This window comes from Vibrio mytili (assembly GCF_049563345.1).
Classification (GTDB): Bacteria; Pseudomonadota; Gammaproteobacteria; order Enterobacterales; family Vibrionaceae; genus Vibrio; species Vibrio mytili.
Map to the genome: position 1 here is coordinate 1,777,859 of NZ_CP110481.1, position 18,838 is coordinate 1,796,696.

At 44.9% G+C, this 18,838-nt stretch carries 20 protein-coding genes and 1 other annotated feature; of the genes, 13 read left to right on the forward strand and 7 right to left on the reverse strand.

Annotated features, from left to right (window positions below; translation table 11 throughout):
• Nucleotides 1–15 precede the first annotated feature (15 nt).
• On the reverse strand, nucleotides 16–636 hold the full coding sequence (locus tag ONE56_RS08170; protein ID WP_041155447.1) for an L-threonylcarbamoyladenylate synthase: 621 nt from the start codon (nucleotides 634–636) through the stop codon (nucleotides 16–18).
• A 47-nt stretch (nucleotides 637–683) separates the two neighbouring features.
• Nucleotides 684–1,553 carry an RNase RNM gene (rnm, locus tag ONE56_RS08175; RefSeq protein ID WP_423839640.1) on the reverse strand — a complete coding sequence of 290 codons (870 nt, stop codon included), beginning with the start codon at nucleotides 1,551–1,553 and terminating at the stop codon, nucleotides 684–686.
• A gap of 95 nt (nucleotides 1,554–1,648) precedes the next feature.
• Here rnm and ONE56_RS08180 point away from each other — a divergent pair, with 95 nt between their 5' ends.
• From ONE56_RS08180 to trpA, 7 genes are all read left to right on the forward strand, one after another.
• Nucleotides 1,649–1,774 carry a trp operon leader peptide gene (locus tag ONE56_RS08180; protein WP_041155445.1) on the forward strand — a complete coding sequence of 42 codons (126 nt, stop codon included), beginning with the start codon at nucleotides 1,649–1,651 and terminating at the stop codon, nucleotides 1,772–1,774.
• Nucleotides 1,721–1,823, forward strand: a sequence feature (Trp leader region). It overlaps the preceding gene by 54 nt.
• Nucleotides 1,824–1,950: 127 nt before the next feature.
• On the forward strand, nucleotides 1,951–3,534 hold the full coding sequence (locus tag ONE56_RS08185; protein ID WP_423839641.1) for an anthranilate synthase component 1: 1,584 nt from the start codon (nucleotides 1,951–1,953) through the stop codon (nucleotides 3,532–3,534).
• Nucleotides 3,535–3,546: 12 nt separating this feature from the next.
• The gene (locus ONE56_RS08190) at nucleotides 3,547–4,137 is read left to right on the forward strand and encodes an aminodeoxychorismate/anthranilate synthase component II (protein ID WP_041155443.1); all 591 of its coding nucleotides are present in this window, start codon (nucleotides 3,547–3,549) and stop codon (nucleotides 4,135–4,137) included.
• Between the two features lie 19 nt (nucleotides 4,138–4,156).
• A complete protein-coding gene (gene trpD / locus ONE56_RS08195) occupies nucleotides 4,157–5,155 on the forward strand; it encodes an anthranilate phosphoribosyltransferase (protein ID WP_415679338.1) in 999 nt (332 codons plus the stop codon).
• Between the two features lie 13 nt (nucleotides 5,156–5,168).
• Complete coding sequence (trpCF, locus tag ONE56_RS08200; RefSeq protein WP_331439000.1) at nucleotides 5,169–6,608, forward strand: bifunctional indole-3-glycerol-phosphate synthase TrpC/phosphoribosylanthranilate isomerase TrpF; 1,440 nt, start codon at nucleotides 5,169–5,171, stop codon at nucleotides 6,606–6,608.
• A 23-nt stretch (nucleotides 6,609–6,631) separates the two neighbouring features.
• Nucleotides 6,632–7,822: a tryptophan synthase subunit beta gene (gene trpB, locus ONE56_RS08205; protein WP_041155442.1), complete on the forward strand. Its 1,191-nt coding sequence runs from the start codon at nucleotides 6,632–6,634 to the stop codon at nucleotides 7,820–7,822.
• Nucleotides 7,822–8,628: a tryptophan synthase subunit alpha gene (gene trpA, locus ONE56_RS08210; RefSeq protein ID WP_331439001.1), complete on the forward strand. Its 807-nt coding sequence runs from the start codon at nucleotides 7,822–7,824 to the stop codon at nucleotides 8,626–8,628. Before trpB ends, trpA begins: the two co-directional genes overlap by 1 nt.
• 55 nt (nucleotides 8,629–8,683) lie before the next feature.
• Here trpA and ONE56_RS08215 read toward each other — a convergent pair whose 3' ends face one another.
• The gene (locus ONE56_RS08215; RefSeq protein ID WP_331439002.1) at nucleotides 8,684–8,899 is read right to left on the reverse strand and encodes a TIGR02450 family Trp-rich protein; all 216 of its coding nucleotides are present in this window, start codon (nucleotides 8,897–8,899) and stop codon (nucleotides 8,684–8,686) included.
• A 606-nt stretch (nucleotides 8,900–9,505) separates the two neighbouring features.
• On the opposite strand from ONE56_RS08215, the gene ONE56_RS08220 reads away from it, so the two are divergent.
• Nucleotides 9,506–10,777: a dicarboxylate/amino acid:cation symporter gene (locus ONE56_RS08220; protein WP_331439003.1), complete on the forward strand. Its 1,272-nt coding sequence runs from the start codon at nucleotides 9,506–9,508 to the stop codon at nucleotides 10,775–10,777.
• Nucleotides 10,778–10,927: 150 nt separating this feature from the next.
• Here ONE56_RS08220 and ONE56_RS08225 read toward each other — a convergent pair whose 3' ends face one another.
• Nucleotides 10,928–11,671, reverse strand: coding sequence for a hypothetical protein (locus ONE56_RS08225; RefSeq protein ID WP_423840502.1), 744 nt, complete (start codon nucleotides 11,669–11,671; stop codon nucleotides 10,928–10,930).
• Nucleotides 11,672–12,151: 480 nt separating this feature from the next.
• Here ONE56_RS08225 and ONE56_RS08230 point away from each other — a divergent pair, with 480 nt between their 5' ends.
• The 4 genes from ONE56_RS08230 to ONE56_RS08245 all read left to right on the forward strand — a co-directional run bounded on the left by ONE56_RS08230 (nucleotide 12,152) and on the right by ONE56_RS08245 (nucleotide 14,101).
• Nucleotides 12,152–12,715, forward strand: coding sequence for a septation protein A (locus ONE56_RS08230; protein ID WP_041155439.1), 564 nt, complete (start codon nucleotides 12,152–12,154; stop codon nucleotides 12,713–12,715).
• A 154-nt stretch (nucleotides 12,716–12,869) separates the two neighbouring features.
• Nucleotides 12,870–13,265, forward strand: coding sequence for an acyl-CoA thioester hydrolase YciA (gene yciA, locus ONE56_RS08235; RefSeq protein WP_041155438.1), 396 nt, complete (start codon nucleotides 12,870–12,872; stop codon nucleotides 13,263–13,265).
• Between the two features lie 134 nt (nucleotides 13,266–13,399).
• The gene (locus ONE56_RS08240; protein WP_423839642.1) at nucleotides 13,400–13,696 is read left to right on the forward strand and encodes a YciI family protein; all 297 of its coding nucleotides are present in this window, start codon (nucleotides 13,400–13,402) and stop codon (nucleotides 13,694–13,696) included.
• A 3-nt stretch (nucleotides 13,697–13,699) separates the two neighbouring features.
• Entirely contained in the window at nucleotides 13,700–14,101 is a 402-nt protein-coding gene (locus tag ONE56_RS08245) for a GspS/AspS pilotin family protein (RefSeq protein WP_041155436.1), read from the forward strand.
• An 85-nt stretch (nucleotides 14,102–14,186) separates the two neighbouring features.
• Here ONE56_RS08245 and metE read toward each other — a convergent pair whose 3' ends face one another.
• A complete protein-coding gene (gene metE, locus ONE56_RS08250; RefSeq protein ID WP_423839643.1) occupies nucleotides 14,187–16,472 on the reverse strand; it encodes a 5-methyltetrahydropteroyltriglutamate--homocysteine S-methyltransferase in 2,286 nt (761 codons plus the stop codon).
• Nucleotides 16,473–16,727: 255 nt separating this feature from the next.
• Between metE and metR the strand changes: the two genes are divergently transcribed.
• Complete coding sequence (gene metR, locus ONE56_RS08255) at nucleotides 16,728–17,639, forward strand: HTH-type transcriptional regulator MetR (RefSeq protein WP_041155434.1); 912 nt, start codon at nucleotides 16,728–16,730, stop codon at nucleotides 17,637–17,639.
• 43 nt (nucleotides 17,640–17,682) lie between these two features.
• Here the strand turns inward: metR and ONE56_RS08260 are convergent, their stop codons facing one another.
• Nucleotides 17,683–17,883 carry a DUF4250 domain-containing protein gene (locus ONE56_RS08260; RefSeq protein WP_041155433.1) on the reverse strand — a complete coding sequence of 67 codons (201 nt, stop codon included), beginning with the start codon at nucleotides 17,881–17,883 and terminating at the stop codon, nucleotides 17,683–17,685.
• Nucleotides 17,884–18,009: 126 nt separating this feature from the next.
• Nucleotides 18,010–18,696, reverse strand: coding sequence for a hypothetical protein (locus ONE56_RS08265; RefSeq protein ID WP_041155549.1), 687 nt, complete (start codon nucleotides 18,694–18,696; stop codon nucleotides 18,010–18,012).
• Nucleotides 18,697–18,838 lie beyond the last annotated feature (142 nt).

The following is an 18,838-nucleotide window of genomic DNA, read 5'->3' on the forward strand; positions in this document are numbered from 1 at the left end:
TACTCAAACTCGCTTTCACTCAAACGGTGCGGGATCACCCGAGCCAAGGCGAACCACAACCGGTTCACCGTCGCTAAAATCAATCACGGTGGTTGGCTGTTCACCTAAGAAACCACCATTAAGAATCACATCAACCGCATGCTCTAATTTATCACGAATGTCTTCAGGATCAGATTCAGTCACATCACTGTTTGGCAGGATCAACGATGTCGACATCAACGGCTCGCCTAATGCTTCCAATAGGTCAAGTGCTATCCGGTTGTCTGGAACACGAATACCTATCGTTTTGCGTTTCGCGTTCATTAAACGACGAGGAACTTCTTTGGTGCCTTTAAAAATAAAGGTGTATGGCCCCGGCGTGTTGTTTTTCAGTAATCGGAATGCACTATTATCAATACGTGCATACAAAGAGATCTCGGATAGATCGCGACACAATAACGTAAAGTTGTGCTTATCATCTAAGCGACGGATCTGGCAGATACGTTCTAACGCTTGCTTATTTTCTAATTGGCAGCCAAGTGCATACCCTGAGTCGGTTGGGTAGACGACAACGCCGCCATTACGAATGATTGCTACTGCTTGATTGATCAAGCGAGCCTGTGGGTTTTCTGGGTGAACGTAAAAAAACTGGCTCATTGTAATTCCTCATTATCGAGCCTCTCGGCTCTATATTCTTAAAGGGTTTAAACCCCATCTGGTTGAGCTTTAACCAACGACGGATCAATACCCCAATCTTTCCAAACAGGTTCTACGCCTGACGGTAACCAGAGGTTTCGACCTAACTCCATCCAAGGAGATGGATAATGAAAGTCACTGCCTTGGGATGCTAATAGATTGTATTGTATCGCATAATCAGCCAAGTTGCGCCTTTCTTGTTGCGCTTGCTGGGGCTGAGCAACCTCCATTGCATCGCCTTTTGCTTCAACAAACGCAGTAAGAAGACGCTTAATCCACTTTGCTGTCAACTGATATCGTCCTGGATGAGCTAATACCGCTAGACCACCAGCAGCATGGATGGCGTCTACCGCGTCCTTCATTGAACACCAATTAGGTGGCACATAGCCTGGGTTGTTCCGCGTTAGATACTTTTTGAACACCATCTGCATGGTTTTCGCATAACCATTATCGACCAACCATTTAGCAAAATGCGCCCGCGTTATTGGTGCTTCACCTGCAATTGCCTGTACTTCTTCAAGCACACCTTCTCGGGTCGCTTTTTCTAACCGAGAAGCCATCAGTTCTGCACGCGCAATACGGTGCTGTTTTTGTTGTTCGATTAAAGCATTCAATGCTGGACTATCCGGATCGATATTTAGACCCACAATATGGATGTCTTTGTTCTGCCATACTGTCGATATTTCAATCCCATTGATGATCTTTATTGGCAAATCGTTTTCTTCAACGTACTGCTTTGCCAACGCTAATCCATCAACCGTGTCATGATCGGTAATTGCCAAAAACTCGATATCAAAACTCAGTGCGCGATCCACTAAATCTCTCGGTTCCAATCGACCATCTGAGGCAGTGGTGTGACTATGTAAATCAATTCTCATAATTTTATCGTTTTAATGCCGTTTTGGGGTTGACTTTTTACCTTCGCACTAGTTAACTAGTACACAAATACAAAGCACGTAAGTTAAGGTTCATTATGTTACAAGAACTCTCTAAAAACCAAAAAGCCGAATTGAAAGTTTGTCTTAATAAGACAAACTCGTCAGATGTTGCTTGGTGGCGCACTTGGACAAGTTCTTGGTGGGCAAACGTGTACTTCTAGTTTAGAGAATCCAACGTTAGAAAGCCCGCCCTAGAGCGGGCTTTTTTATTTGGTCGCCCTTTTCATGTTCAACTGCTCAAACAATAATCGGATATCGTAAACTCTTAATTGGGGCCACGCTCACTTTATGCGACTATGTTCAGCAGGAAGATTAAAATAGCTATTAAGGAGGTCTTGTGAACAAGGCCATTGAAATCAAGAATCTTGGACAACTGGAAGTATTAACCGCTTCCGTTCCTTACAATCAAGACCCGACCCGCTTGTTTCACACCTTATGTGAAAACAAGACGGATAGCTTATTGCTCGAATCCGCTGAGATTGATTCGAAGCAGGATCTAAAATCATTGTTAATTGTTGATTCTGCCGTTCGTATTGTTTGCTTTGACCACACGGTGAGCATGCATGCGCTAACCGAAAACGGTAAAAACTTATTATCTCACCTCGATAACCACGTACGTGACTCCATTGAGCATCAATTCGATGGTGAGACTTTAACGTTAGAATTCACTCAGCCATGTAACACCATTGATGAAGACTCTCGTTTGCGAGAAGCCTCGTCATTTGATGCGCTGCGTTTAATCCAGCACAGTTTTGACGTCAAGCAGCATGATCAGCATGCCATTTTCTTAGGTGGCTTATTTGCTTATGACTTGGTGGCAAACTTTGAGCCATTGGGCAACGCTGATACCACCAATCAATGTCCTGACTACGTTTTTTATGTCGCCGAGACATTGCTTGTCGTTGATCACCAAACTGAATCATGCCAGCTGCAAGCCACACTCTTTGTCGATGATTCACAAAAAGAGACGCTAAAAACGCGCATTAAAGAAATCACTCAGCAATGTGCATCGCCAAAATCGCTTCCTCAAGCCGTGCAATTGGAGAGTGTTAACATTGAAACTAGTATCTCTGATGAGGACTACTGCCAAATCGTTCGCGACCTCAAAGAGTACGTCGTCAAAGGTGATATTTTTCAGGTTGTACCTTCGCGTCGCTTTACGCTCCCTTGCCCTTCACCTCTTGCGGCTTATAAAGAGTTAAAGCAAAGCAACCCAAGCCCTTACATGTTCTACATGCAAGACGAGTTGTTCACGCTATTCGGAGCATCACCAGAAAGTGCCTTGAAGTACGAGACGGAAACGAACCAAATTGAAATTTACCCAATTGCAGGGACTCGACGTCGTGGCAAACGTCCAAATGGCGAGATCGATTTTGATTTAGATAGCCGAATCGAACTAGAACTGCGAACCGACATGAAGGAAAACGCGGAACACATGATGTTGGTTGATCTGGCGCGTAATGACGTTGCACGCATCGCACAAGCAGGCACTCGTCACGTGGCTGATTTACTCAAAGTCGATCGTTATAGCCACGTGATGCATTTGGTGTCTCGAGTGGTAGGTCAATTACGCGGAGACTTAGATGCCCTGCATGCTTATCAAGCATGTATGAACATGGGCACTTTAACTGGTGCACCTAAAATCCGTGCGATGCAGTTAATCCGTGAGGTTGAAGGCGTTCGACGTGGCAGCTATGGCGGCGCGGTTGGGTATCTTACCGGAGAGGGAACACTTGATACTTGTATCGTGATTCGTTCTGCTTACGTAGAAAATGGCATTGCTCAAGTGCAAGCAGGCGCTGGTGTCGTGTTCGACTCAGAGCCGCAAGCCGAAGCGGATGAAACTCGCGGTAAGGCACAAGCCGTTATCTCGGCGATTCAGGCAGCACATTCATCTGCCAACTCATCACCAAAGAATTAGGAGTCGCAGAGCATGGCTAATATTGTATTCATCGACAACTTTGATTCATTCACCTACAACCTTGTGGATCAATTTCGCTCCCTCGGTCATTCGGTGACCATTTATCGCAACAACATCTCAGCAGAGACCATCGAGCAAGAAGTCAACAAACTCGAAAGCCCAGTGGTTTTGCTCTCTCCTGGCCCTGGTGCGCCGTCAGAGGCGGGCTCAATGCCAGAATTGATTCAGCGCATGAAAGGTAAAGTGCCAATCATCGGTATTTGCCTTGGCCATCAGGCCATTATTGAAGCCTATGGTGGAACGGTTGGCGGTGCTGGTGAAATCATTCATGGTAAGGTTTCAATGATGGCTCACCAAAATCACGCCACTTATCTCAACCTACCATCACCACTTGCGATAGCGCGTTATCACTCTTTAGTCGCACTGTCCGTACCATCAAGCCTTACAGTCACAGCAGAGGTTGACGGTTTAACCATGTCGGTAGTTCATGAACAGGATAAAGTGTGCGGATTCCAATTCCACCCGGAATCAATTATGACCACATATGGCGCGACCTTACTGGCGAATGCGATTGAATGGGCCCTTGAGAAAAACAACGCATAAGGAAATGGGAAGAGAAATAATGGAAACAATTATCAAAAAACTTTATGAACAACAATCCCTTACGCAAGAAGAAAGTCAGCAGCTCTTTGATGTCATTATTCGCGGTGAGCTTGACCCTATTTTGATGGCATCTGCGTTAACCGCCTTGAAAATAAAAGGCGAAACACCTGATGAAATTGCGGGTGCTGCAAAAGCGCTTCTGGCGAATGCAAACCCATTCCCGCGCCCTGATTACGACTTTGCAGACATCGTTGGTACTGGGGGTGACGGTCACGATACCATCAACATTTCTACGACGGCTGCATTTGTCGCTGCCGCCTGTGGATTAAAAGTCGCAAAACACGGTAATCGCAGTGTATCCAGTAAATCAGGATCTTCCGACCTGTTAGACTCATTTGGCATCAACTTAGCGATGAGTGCTGAAGACACTCGCAAAGCCATTGATGACATTGGTGTTGCATTCTTGTTTGCTCCGCAATATCACGGTGGAGTTCGTCACGCGATGCCTGTGCGCCAAATCATGAAGACACGCACTATCTTCAATATTCTCGGCCCGTTGATCAACCCTGCACGCCCGAACATTGAATTAATGGGCGTGTACAGCGAAGAACTGGTTCATCCTATCGCTGAAACCATGCTACAAATGGGTATGAAGCGCGCTGCTGTGGTGCACGGTAGCGGACTTGATGAAGTCGCGATTCATGGTTCAACAACCGTGGCGGAAATCAAAGATGGTCGCATTACTGAGTACACGCTAACGCCAGAAGACTTTGGTTTGAAGCCACACCCGCTCGAAGCGATAAAAGGCGGTACTCCCGAAGAAAACAAAGCCATCATTACTAACATTCTGACCGGAAAGGGAACCGAAGCTCAGCTTGGCGCAGTCGCAGCCAATGTGGCACTGCTGATGCGCCTGTTTGGTCATGAAGATTTAAAAGCCAATACACAACAAGCGATCGAGGTGATGAACTCAGGCAAGGCTTACCAACTCGTGCAGCAACTTGCCGCACACGCTTAAGGAAATAACGCAGATGACAGATTCCAATACTCAGCAAGCTGACAACTTATCTGAGCATGTTTCTAAAAAAGAAGCAGAAATGGCAGAAGTGTTAGCCAAAATTGTTCGTGACAAATACCAGTGGGTTGCTGAACGCAAAGCATCACAGCATTTAAGTACATTTCAGTCAGAACTAGAGCCATCAGATCGCAGTTTCTATGATGCATTAAGTGGTGACAAAACCGTATTCATTACGGAGTGTAAAAAGGCTTCACCATCAAAAGGACTGATACGTGATGACTTCGATTTGGAATACATTGCATCGGTCTACAACAATCATGCTGACGCTATTTCGGTTTTGACGGATGAGAAGTACTTTCAGGGTAACTTTGAATTTATTCCGCGCGTGCGAAATAAAGTAAAACAACCCGTTTTGTGCAAAGACTTTATGGTCGATACATACCAAGTGTACCTTGCTCGTTATTATCAGGCAGACGCTATCTTATTAATGCTGTCTGTACTCAACGACGAAGAATACCGAGCTTTGGCGGAAGCGGCGCACAGCCTAAACATGGGCATTCTTACCGAAGTCAGCAATATAGAAGAGTTACACCGCGCCGTTAACCTAGGTGCTCGCGTCATCGGTATCAACAACCGTAACTTACGTGACCTGAGCACAGATCTTAACCGCACGAAAGAGCTAGCTCCTACTATTAGAGAACTGGCGCCAGAAGCAACCGTTATCTCGGAATCCGGTATATATACCCATCAACAAGTGCGCGATCTTGCAGCGTACGCGGATGGTTTTCTGATTGGCAGTTCTCTTATGTCAGAAGACAATTTGGAACTTGCGGTACGTAAAGTGACGCTTGGTGAAAACAAAGTTTGTGGTTTAACTCACCCTGATGATGCAGCAAACGCATATAAAGCCGGTGCCGTATTTGGAGGACTGATTTTCGTTGAAAAATCAAAACGTGCTGTTAACTTAGAAAGTGCTCGCCTGACAATGAGTGGTGCCCCTCTTCACTATGTTGGCGTTTTCCAAAATCACGATATTGATTTTGTGGCATCCATTGCCACCTCTTTGGGTTTAAAAGCGGTACAACTACACGGAACAGAAGATCAAGCTTACGTCGACCAGCTAAGAGCGGAGCTTCCACAAGGTGTGGAAATTTGGAAAGCCTATGGCGTAAAAGACACGATGCCAGCTCTACTTGATAATAACGTAGATCGACATTTGCTAGATGCGCAAGTGGGCAGTCAATCCGGCGGAACAGGCCAAACATTCGATTGGTCATTGATCGGTGACCCAAGCCAGATCATGTTAGCTGGTGGCCTATCACCAGACAACGCGCAACAAGCCGCGACTCTCGGTTGCTTAGGTTTGGACCTAAATTCTGGTGTGGAAAATGCGCCAGGTAAAAAAGATTCACACAAGTTGCTCAAAGCATTTACTGCTATCCGCAGCTATTAAAGATTAGGAAAAGGAATATCACAATGGCAAAACTGAATGCCTACTTTGGCGAATACGGCGGTCAGTACGTTCCGCAAATCCTGGTCCCTGCTTTGGACCAGTTAGAGCAAGCGTTTATCGATGCGCAGCAAGATCCTGAGTTCCGTAGCGAATTTATGTCGCTATTACAAGAGTACGCAGGACGCCCGACGGCACTGACCCTGGCTCGCAACCTAACTAAAGGTACGAAAACCAAACTGTACCTGAAACGTGAGGATCTGCTTCACGGTGGCGCGCACAAAACCAACCAGGTACTTGGTCAAGCACTGTTAGCTAAGCGTATGGGAAAAAACGAAATCATCGCTGAAACTGGTGCTGGTCAACATGGTGTTGCAACCGCATTAGCTTGTGCCCTACTTGGTCTTAAATGTCGCGTATACATGGGCGCAAAAGACGTTGAACGACAAAGCCCGAACGTATTTCGTATGAAGCTGATGGGTGCAGAAGTGATTCCTGTCCATTCGGGCTCTTCAACGCTAAAAGATGCCTGTAATGAAGCATTGCGTGATTGGTCAGCAACCTATGAAGATGCACACTACCTATTGGGTACCGCTGCAGGTCCGCACCCATTCCCAACGATTGTGCGTGAATTCCAACGAATGATCGGTGAAGAAACTAAAAACCAAATCCTTGCGCGTGAAGGACGCCTTCCAGATGCGGTGATCGCTTGTGTCGGCGGCGGCTCAAATGCGATTGGTATGTTTGCAGACTTTATCGAAGAAGAGAGCGTCAAACTCATCGGTGTTGAACCTGCTGGTAAAGGTATCGATACAGACCAACACGGTGCACCACTAAAGCATGGTAAAACTGGTATTTACTTCGGTATGAAAGCACCGCTAATGCAGGACGAGAATGGTCAGATTGAAGAATCATACTCAGTCTCCGCAGGTTTGGATTTCCCTTCAGTTGGTCCACAACACGCGCACCTGAATGCAATTGGCCGTGCTGAATACGCTAACGTAACGGATGATGAAGCGCTAGAAGCATTCCAAGAAATCGCCCGTAGCGAAGGCATTATCGCGGCTCTAGAGTCGTCGCATGCACTTGCGCATGCGCTACATATGGCACGAGAGAATCCTGAAAAAGAACAACTGTTAGTGGTTAACTTATCTGGTCGTGGTGACAAAGACATCTTCACCGTGCATGCCATCTTAGAAGAAAAAGGAGTCATCTAATGAGCCGTTATGAGAAGATGTTTGCTCGCCTAAACGAAAAAAAACAAGGCGCGTTTGTACCGTTTGTCACGGTTGGCGATCCCAATGCTGAACAGTCCTACAAGATAATGGAAACACTTGTAGAGTCTGGTGCAGATGCTCTCGAGCTGGGTATCCCCTTCTCTGATCCTTTAGCCGATGGCCCAACCATTCAAGGTGCGAACAATCGAGCGTTAGAATCTGGTGCGACACCAGATATCTGCTTCGAGCAAATCGGTAAGATCCGTGCAAAATATCCTGATTTACCTATCGGTTTATTGATGTATGCCAACTTGGTCTTTTCACGAGGTATAGAGGATTTCTATGCGCACTGTGCAAAAGCAGGTATCGATTCAGTACTTATTGCCGATGTACCGACCAATGAAAGTGATGAGTTTGTTGCTGCAGCCGAAAAATTTGGTATTGACCCGATTTTTATCGCACCACCGACAGCAAGCGATGAAACCCTAGAACAAGTGGCGAAACTAAGTAGCGGCTACACTTACCTACTCTCACGCTCAGGAGTAACTGGGGCGGAAACGAAAGCGAACATGCCTGTTGGACAATTGTTGGAACGACTAAATCAATATGATGCGCCACCAGCTCTTCTCGGTTTTGGAATCTCTGAGCCTTCACAAGTCAAGCAAGCCATCGAAGCGGGTGCTGCAGGCGCTATCTCTGGTTCGGCTGTCGTGAAAATTATCGAAACCAACGTCGAACAGCCACAAATCATGCTCGACAAACTGGCTGAATTCGTATCCGCAATGAAATCCGCGACACAAAAATAATCATGTGAATCACAAACGCCCACTAAGCTAGCGCTAGTGGGCGTTTTTTTGTTGTCTATTTCCAACCTTGAAGCCACTTGTCTTGGTGTTTCAATTCCGTCCAGTCTATCAAATACTCATTCTTTGAAAGAACCGCTTCTATTTTACAAGAAATCACACGGCCTTCGTCGTCATACTCCATTTCAGTCACTAAAAAATGCTTTTCTCGATTGCTTGGATTCGCGGCTGTCCACTTGCTGCTTAGCAATTTAGCCGGATTGATTTGATTCATCCCACTTCCTCTAGCTCTAGGTTTTGAGTCAGCGTCTCTAATCGGACTCAACTCTACTCCGACAGTATTGGCTGCAAAAAAATCATCACGAAAGACCCACAGCCCCACTGTAAATATTGAAAATAACTTGTTATACGAGAACTTAAATGCCAACCGATCACGAGATCATTGGCGTTGATATTCCACTGATTAGGAAACCAAAATTTGAGAAGATAAACTGATAGGCGTTTCGCCTGTCGTTTTGACCAAAATGAGAGTGTCAATTCGAATTGTCGTGACGATTTATTGTGCTCCAAGTTGAATAAAAAACGCATCACAAATAAAACCCAATTGATTAACATAATTTTTAATCGCTCTGGTCCAACCTATTCTTCGATAGAATATTTACGCGGTTTAATTGCACTCAAAACCAAAAGCAATCGTTTGCTTTGGTATAAAAACTTAACAAATGTCAATAAAATATCGATTTTTTCATCAATAAGCCCCATAAGCATATTGCTAATTTTGAGTGATAAGTGTAAAAAGCAGGTGCGAAATAATTATCCACTTTGTATTTAATTACCGGTGGGTAATTTTAGGATTGTATAAATCACCAGCACAGAGGTTATGGAAGTGTTAAAAGAAAAGAATTTGCTAAACAACATTGGCGTTCAAGTCGTCATTGCTATGCTAGCGGGAACAGCAGTCGGTGCCATAATGGGCCACGATGCAACTATGTTCGCTCCTTTAGGCGCGATCTTTATTAATTTGATCAAAATGCTGGTGATCCCTTTGGTTGCCGTTGCTTTGATTTCTGGTGCTGCAGGTCTTGGTAACAGCCAGTCTGCTGGTAAAGTCGGCGTAGTGACATTGGGCTACTTCGCATTGACCTCCGCTTTAGCCGTTGCACTTGCTCTAGTGATGGGTGAAGTGTTCCAACCTGGCATGGGCATCGACGTATCCGGCGTCCAAGGCATGTTCTCAGCTGAATACGCATCAAAAGGTGAACTACCTACTTTTTGGGCAACCATCACAGGTATGATCCCAACCAACGTTTTCCAATCACTGAATGATGCAAACATCCTACAAATCCTTGTATTCTGCCTGTTCTTTGGTATCGCGATTGCTAAGCAAGACAAGGAACGTCGTGATCCTATCCTAAACGGTGTTAACTGCATCGTTGACGCTATGGTTTGGATGATCAACAAAGTGATGATCATTGCACCTATCGGTGTATTTGGCCTGATGGCAGAAGCAGTTGGTACGTTTGGTTTTGGCGCCCTCATGGTCGTGTTCAAACTGTTCGTCGTCTACACTGCGGCAATCCTGATCTTTGGCTTCGTTGTATACCCTGCAATGGTTCACATCTTCACGAAGACTTCAGCGAAGAAATTCATCTCTTCAATGAAGAAACCACAAGCCGTTGCACTATCAACCGCTTCATCAATGGCGACATTACCTGTCACCATGGATACGTGTGAAAAAGAACTTGGTGTTAAAAACTCAACCGCTTCGTTTGTTTTACCTCTTGGTGCAACAATCAACATGTCTGGTAACGCGATTTACTACGGTTTGGTCGCGATTTTCTTCGCACAGCTATTCAACATCGACCTAGGCATGGGCGCATACATTGCAATCATCGTCACTTCGACTCTGGGCGCAGTTGGTCAAGCAGGTGTTCCTGGTCCATCATTCCTTGTTGTTGCGGTTCTACTTGCGGCGGGCATTCCAATCGAAGGGTTACCACTGCTATTCGCTCTTGACCGTATCTTCGATATGATTCGTACTGCACTAAATATTACTGGTGACGCGGCATGTGCTGTGATCGTTGATGCGCTAGTAGAAGAAGAACTCGCAGAAGCAGAAAAAGAACTTGAGCTAAATAAACAAGACGCTTAAGCCTTATTTTTCTTGTCCAAAGCCGCTCACACGAGCGGCTTTTTTGGTTTAGGGCATGCTTAATTTTAAAAACTTGTCGTAGTAGCTTCGACGTCACGCCTCAGATTTATTCGTAACTATGGTTTGTCCGTAACTATGGTATGTCCGTAACTAGGCATTATCAAAAACGCCCTCGAGTAAACAGGATGTAATCTTTTTACCATTAAACTGAGTTGTGTCCATTCGCCCACTATCGTCTTTATATTCTATTTCACTTAATAGCCCTGTACCTTTTACTGTAATATTTTGAATGCCCATTCTATGTAGGTCGTCAATAGAGTAGTACCAACCATCTGTTTTCTTCTTTTTTTGACAGCTATTGCCAATAGTCTGCCCATAAGTCGTGATTTGTTGGTCAACATCGACATAGCCAAAAAAAGCCGTTTCTTTTACTCGCAAGCGGTTTAGATAATCCATAAATGCTGGCCTATCTTTCTCGGGGAGACTTAATTCCCATAACTCATTAGATTGTATTGCCCCACCGTGCCAACCAATCAACGAGTTAGTGTTAACCACCACACTTTTTGCAGCGGGCAAAACATAGTTCGCACAGGAAGAAAAACATAACTCACTGACTTCTACATCAAAATTGTTTTCTTTAACGAAGTAGCCAAACTCAATACCAACAGCCATATCTCCGCCAGTACTCGTAATCTTGAGCTTTTTGACTGGGCCATTGCTTTCTCGAACGACCCGCATGGCCTCAAGGACAGTTTCTCCTGTTATCATCCCATCAAAAACCAATGTGTCTCTGACGACCATGACTTTATGTGCGGACGGATACATTGTGGGGAGACTTTTACAACCCGCTATACTAACCGCTAATGCCAAACTGGCGACGCCTCGATATTTCATATTCAACTAACTATCCACTTGTTATCGTTATCATTTCCACTTCCTTTCGCTCCTGAATATGCTCTCTCAAAGGAAGTTCAAACCCGTTATATTAACGCCGACATATAGCAATCAATAAGTCACCAACAATATTTGCGGCCCACATCAGACGCGTTAAATATGCACTTTCATGAATTCTCATTTTTTCTGTTAAAGAGCGCTTGATACACCGAGTAGAGTTCTCGAACTTATAAAAATTTGAATATCACTCTGACTGGTGACGCGGCATGTGCTGTGATTGTTGATGCGCTAGTAGAAGAAGAACTCGCAGAAGCAGAAAAAGAACTTGAGCTAAATAAACAAGACGCTTAAGCCTTATTTTTCTTGTCCAAAGCCGCTCACTCGAGCGGCTTTTTTGTATCCAATTGTCTCCCGCTATTCACATTGTGTGAGATTGCGTTAGACTGTGGGCAATTCAATAAATAGGTAGTTTTTTGCAATATGAAGCAAATCCTTGATTTTATCCCACTCATTGTCTTCTTCGCTTTATACAAAATGTACGATATCTATGTAGCGACAGGCGCACTGATCATTGCAACGGCAATTCAAATCGTCGTTACCTTCGCGTTGTACAAAAAAGTCGAAAAGATGCAGTTAATCACTTTTGCGATGGTCGCTATATTTGGTGGTATGACGATTTTCCTTCACGACGACAACTTCATAAAATGGAAAGTCACCATTGTTTATGTCGTGTTCGCGGTTGGGCTTGCAGTGAGTCATGCCATGGGCAAATCAGCGATTAAAGGCATGTTAGGAAAGGAGATTACCTTACCAGAACAGGTTTGGACTCGAATCAACTGGGCGTGGGTTGCATTTTTCTCTTTCTGTGCGGGCTTAAACATCTATGTTGCTTACAAACTTCCGCTAGACGTTTGGGTAAACTTTAAAGTGTTTGGCTTATTGATAGCGACATTCGCCTATATGATTGCAACTGGCTTCTATATCTACAGACACATGCCAAAAGAACAGAAAGACGGATCTTCTGACGTTTCAATAGATGAATAAGACGTCATCTTTCGCTATAATCCGACCAATTTGATTCTACGATCAAATATTAAACAGCGACCTACGGGTCGCTGTTTTGTTTGTACTTTCTGAGTTATTGGAGACACTTTTTGTGGACCACTCAGAACATTGACTACTGTTTACGGATATAAAAATGAGTCAGGAACAATACTCCCCTAAGGGTCAACTACTACTGCGTACCCTAGCAATGCCAGCAGACACCAATGCCAATGGTGATATATTTGGTGGGTGGATCATGTCGCAGCTTGACCTTGCTGGCGGCATTCTCGCAAAAGAAATTTCCTCAGGTCGCATCGTTACGGTTTCCGTCTCTAGCATCACTTTTAAAAAACCAGTACGTGTCGGTGATGTGGTTTGCTGCTATGGCGAATGCACAAAAATCGGCCGTACTTCTATGAGTATTGATCTGGAGGTTTGGGTCAAACCAGTTAAAGAACAAGGCGTTGGTGATCGCTTTATGGTGTGTGACGCGACCTTCAACTATGTGGCTATTGATACAGAAGGCAAACCTCGTCCAATCGTCAATTAGAACGGATTGGCACACGTTGAAATTAACTCACTCTAATTGTTAGGAATAATCTCACATTTTTTATAGTTAACTTGTGAGTTACGCGAAAAAGTCGTTAAATTAACGCTTCACCCGTCTAATTAAGGAACTATGCTATGTGGTACGTAATCTTTTCTCAGGATGTTGAGAATTCACTAGAAAAGCGCATGAGTGTGCGCCCTCAGCACCTTGAGCGTTTGCAAAACCTTCAGGATGAAGGCCGTCTTCTTACTGCGGGCCCAATGCCAGCGATTGACTCAGATAATCCAGGAGAAGCAGGTTTTACTGGTTCTACGGTCATAGCTGAGTTTTCATCATTGGAAGACGCACAAGCATGGGCAGATTCCGACCCTTATGTGGCGGCAGGCGTTTACGAAAATGTGATCGTAAAACCATTCAAAAAAGTGTTTTAAATTATGAAAAAGTTACTGTGTATTTTCCTCGTCCTTGGTGCACTGGCGGGTTGCTCGTCTAGCGGTGATAAAGAACGTCAACTTGAACTAATGGCCTCGAATCGTGCTGGTGTGCTATCTGCAGGGTTGCCGATTGAGTATGGACCTTTGCAAATCATGCGAGTTTCGTCCAATAAAAACGTGGTCGAAATGATGATGATATATAACGATGGTGCAACGGGTGCCAAACCACTAGCACAAGTGATCAATACCGGTATTTACACCTACTGCAACACACCAGCCATTCGTCAGCAGATCGACATGGGGTTGATGTATCGGCTGAAAATCCGCAATTCGCGTGGACAACTCATGGCCGACGAGCTTATTTCGGCTCAGCGTTGCAGTGGACAACAAAAAACGCAGTAACCTAAAGAAACAACGCGATATTCAGCGTAACAAAGCAAGAAAAACGGAGGCCTGAGGTCTCCGTTTGTGTTTGTTTTCCTGCGGATTATGCTAATTCAGAACGTAGCGTCTTCGCTGCCGCAACAAGGTTTGCTAATGCCGCTTCCGTTTCTGCCCAGTTTCGTGTTTTTAAACCACAATCAGGGTTTACCCACAAACGTTGCACTGGAATCCTTTGCGCCGCTTTCTTGATTAGATCTTCTATCCACTCTTTCTCTGGAATGTTTGGGGAGTGAATGTCGTAAACACCCGGCCCAATCTCATTTGGATAGTTAAACTCTTCAAAAGCCTTTAACAACTCCATATTAGAGCGTGAAGTTTCGATGGTAATTACATCAGCATCAAGCGCCGCGACTGAGTCAATGATTTCATTAAATTCGCTATAACACATATGTGTGTGAATTTGTGTTTCTGGCTTCGCGATCGCCGCTGTGAGCTTAAAGGCATTCACAGCCCATTGAAGATAAGCTTGATGATCTCTATGTTTGAGTGGCAGGCCTTCACGAATCGCTGGCTCATCAATTTGGATAATATTGATTCCTGCGTCTTGTAGATCAGAGACTTCATCTCGTAGCGCCAACGCCAACTGCTGCGCAATTTGTTCGCGGGTAATATCCTCACGTGGAAATGTCCAACACAGTATGGTCACAGGCCCTGTAAGCATACCTTTCATCTGCTTGCTCGTTAATGACTGCGCGTATGCAGACCAATCGACAGTGATGGGCGTCTCCCGTTCAATGTCTGCTACAACAATGGCCGGTTTTACGCAGCGAGAGCCATAACTCTGCACCCAACCAAATTGAGTCGTTTGAAATCCACTTAAGTTTTCGGCAAAGTACTCAACCATGTCATTTCGCTCTGCCTCTCCATGAACAAGCACATCAAGATCCAGCGCTTCTTGGCGTTTCACAGCATCTGCAATGTGCCTTTTCAATGCTTGAACATAGCCCTCTTCAGATAACTGACCATTGCGGTACGCGCTACGTTGCACACGAATCTCACCCGTTTGCGGGAATGACCCTATTGTGGTTGTCGGCAGTAATGGCAAACCTAACACTTCCGCTTGATGAGCCGCTCGCTCTGCATACGGGGCGCTTCGCTCACACAAGGTGGCGGTGATACTGTTTACGCGGGCTTGCACCTGCGGCTTATTCACCTGTGTAGAGGTTAACCGAGCTTTGATTGGCTGACTGTAATCATCACACGCTAAGATGGACTCTTTATCGCCGTCTAAGGCTTTGGCTAATAACGCGACTTCCGATACTTTTTGCTTGGCAAATGCAAACCAGCTTTTTACTTCTTTATTCAGATCCGACTCTAGGTCTAGATCCACCGGGCTGTGCAATAGTGAACACGAGCTCGCCAACCAGAGTTGATCGCCGAGTTTTTCTTTTACTGGCAACAAACGTTCACGAAGTGCACTCAAATCAGAGCGCCACACATTTCGACCATTAACGACACCGACAGACAGTATCCAGTCGCGAGGCAACTTGTCGAGAACTTCATCCAACTGCTCAGGAGCCGCAGAAAGGTCGACATGTAAACCGTCGACGGGTAACTGGACAATGTTATCTAGCGTATCCACTACAGAATCAAAGTAAGTCGTTAATAATACTTTGATATCACAACGCAGCACTTGGTAAGCCCGCTTAAATGCGTCGAGCCAGTCATTTTCCAGCTCTAGCGACAAAATTGGCTCATCAATCTGAACCCATTGCACGCCTGAGTTAGCCAGTTTTGCCAGAACCTCTTGGTAAGCCGTAAGCAATTTTGGTAACAGCGTAAGCCTATCAAAATCTTTTTCAGTTTCTTTTCCAAGGTATAAGTACGTCAATGGTCCGAGTAAAACTGGTTTAACATTGTGTCCGGTTCTAGCTGCTTCACTCACTTCTTCAAATAGCTGTGGCCAGCTAACGTTAAACGTATCGTCTTTGCTGAACTCTGGTACGATGTAATGGTAGTTGGTGTTAAACCATTTGGTCATGTCGGATGCGGCTGCTCCTTTACAACCACAATTCACCTGAGACTGCCCACGCCCAACCTTGAATAACGTATCGAGATTAGGCGCACCATCATCCGAGTGACGCTTTGGCACGTGACCCAAAAGCAAAGTGGTCGTGAGAACATGATCATACCAAGCAAAATCACCTGCCGTAACATAGCTCAAACCCGCTTCTTTTTGCGTCGCCCAGTTTTTGGTGCGCAGGTCGCTGCCAACTCTCTTTAACGCGTCTTGGTCAATCTCTCCTTTCCAATATTTTTCTAATGTACGTTTCAGTTCTCGTTTTTCTCCAATACGTGGATAACCAAGTATGTGTGTTGTTGTCGCCATGTCCCTATTCCTTATTCTATGAGTATGGGCAGAGCACCTCCGACTTAAACCAAAGATGTCTGGATGGCTAAACTATCTCTCTACTCGTCGAAACGTACAACATCCGATTATTCAACTTGTTTATTAAAAAAATTCATCATTCTTTCCTCTAAACTCGGCTATTTTATTTAAATAGCCATCTAGACGTTTACATTTCCAATATTTAGCGCTAAGTTAGCTATGTTCATGGTGAACAGCATAGGATGAAAGGGATTCATGATAGAGTTAAAACATTTGCGAACACTGACTTCGCTGCGCGATACGGGCTCACTTACAGCAACGGCAACAGCCCTACACCTTACTCAATCCGCACTCTCTCACCAAATCAAGGACTTAGAATCCAGGATTGGTGGTCACCTGTTCCTTAGAAAAACGCGCCCAGTAAAGTTCACATCAGAAGGCGAAATTTTGCTACGCCTCGCGGACGATATATTGCCCAAGCTAGCACGTGCAGAAAATGAACTCGCCAGCTTGAAAGAAGACGTGAATGGGCGTTTGCATATGGCGATTGAGTGCCATTCATGCTTCCAATGGTTAATGCCTGCACTAAAAGAATATCAACTTGCTTGGCCAAGTGTGACGCTCGATTTTTCATCTGGTTTCGGATTTGAACCCTTACCCGCCCTCCTTGCTGGTGAGCTTGATTTAGTCATCACTTCTGATATTCAGCCTCGTTCTGAAGTCCATTACGAGCCTTTATTTGATTTTGAGATGCGCCTAATCACGGCAACCAACCACCCACTGGCTGAAAAAGCGGTTATCGAGCCGAAAGATCTGGCCGATCAAACCATGCTGTCTTATCCGGTGCAAAAACAAAGATTAGACGTCGTTAAGCATTTCCTCCAACCAGCAGGCGTCGAGCCAGCAAAATGGAAACAGGCGGATAACACATTAATGCTTGTTCAAATGGTTTCAGCTGGATTGGGCGTTGCTGCGTTACCAAACTGGGCGATTTCTGAGTTCTCTCGTCAGGGATTAATTACCAGTAAACCGTTTGGAGATGGATTGTGGCGTCGTTTGTTTGCTGCAACGCGAAATTCAGAAAAGGACAAACGTTATTTACAAGCATTCTTTGCTACGGCAAGGCAACAATGTAAAAGCCACCTTGATGGGATCAAGATGGCTTAACGTCCGTTGAAAAAGATGAACGACATAAAAGACGTGAATTTAGTTAGCGCTGATACGCTTTAAACTGGTTGGTAAGTGGATCGTATTGATAACCCAGTGTGTCGAGCTTACCGACCACAGATTCCACATCCATTTCGTACATGGAGACCATTTCGTCAAAACTGTCACACTCTAAGCGAAGCTTCTCGTTGACGATACCTAACAAAATAATACTATCGAGGTTATTCACATTGCTTAAATCCATCGCGACACTCCTTTTCGACAACATCTAATAAAAGCTTAGCGTTAATTTAGAGATTTTAAAGTCTCACGAATGTAAAGCGTGACATGGCTTGAGCACTCAAAACAAAAACGAAAGCAAGATAGAAACTTAAGCGCTCAACATAAAAAGATTCTGCACGCTTGTCATCGAAGCCATTGCGAGTATCAACGCCACCGTCAGTTGCACTTTCTCAGGCGCTTTTTGGGTAAAAATATGCCAGCACCATACCACGATAGACGCAATAAGCATGGCTAGAGATAATAATATTGGCTGAGTTGCCTCGTTGAGCAATGTTTCATCCAATTGATATGACGAAAACAACATCGCTATCGCGATTAACATTCCAGACAAAATGCCAGTAACAGGCAAAATGCGATGAAACGCTTGCAAGCGACTACGAGCAATCGTAAGAAGCAATTGAGAAAATGACGCCCCCAAAAAGAAAACCATCAAAGCTATCGCCGCTGAAGCTGGCCAACTCGCCTGCTCAAAAACTTGAATAACGACATACGCAAACGCTAAACCGTTAGCTAGGTGCAATACCCACAGCGGTCCTTTCTCGCGTGTTTTCTTAGTTTGAACTTGAGAATAAAAATAAAAAATCGCAAACACGACCATAAACGCTTCAATACGAATTGAGGCGACAGCCAACCACATGACCCCTATCGCAGGCAACATTTTATGAAGACGGCCTCGCTGACCAGGACAAATATCGCCTTTTATCAGAAGTAACGTTAACAGCGCCTGTGCGCCAAATAGCATAGGTGAAAAAGTAACCAGCAGTTGTTGAATCATGTGACAAGCAAGCTCAAAAGTCGTTTGGGGTGGCGATAATAGCAAATCGCTTAAAGGCAAACCACCTAAACACCTTAAGGGTTTTATGAGCCGTAGCCTGTACTTCTGAACTAAACTGAAAGGGTTGGGCTTTTTCTCACGG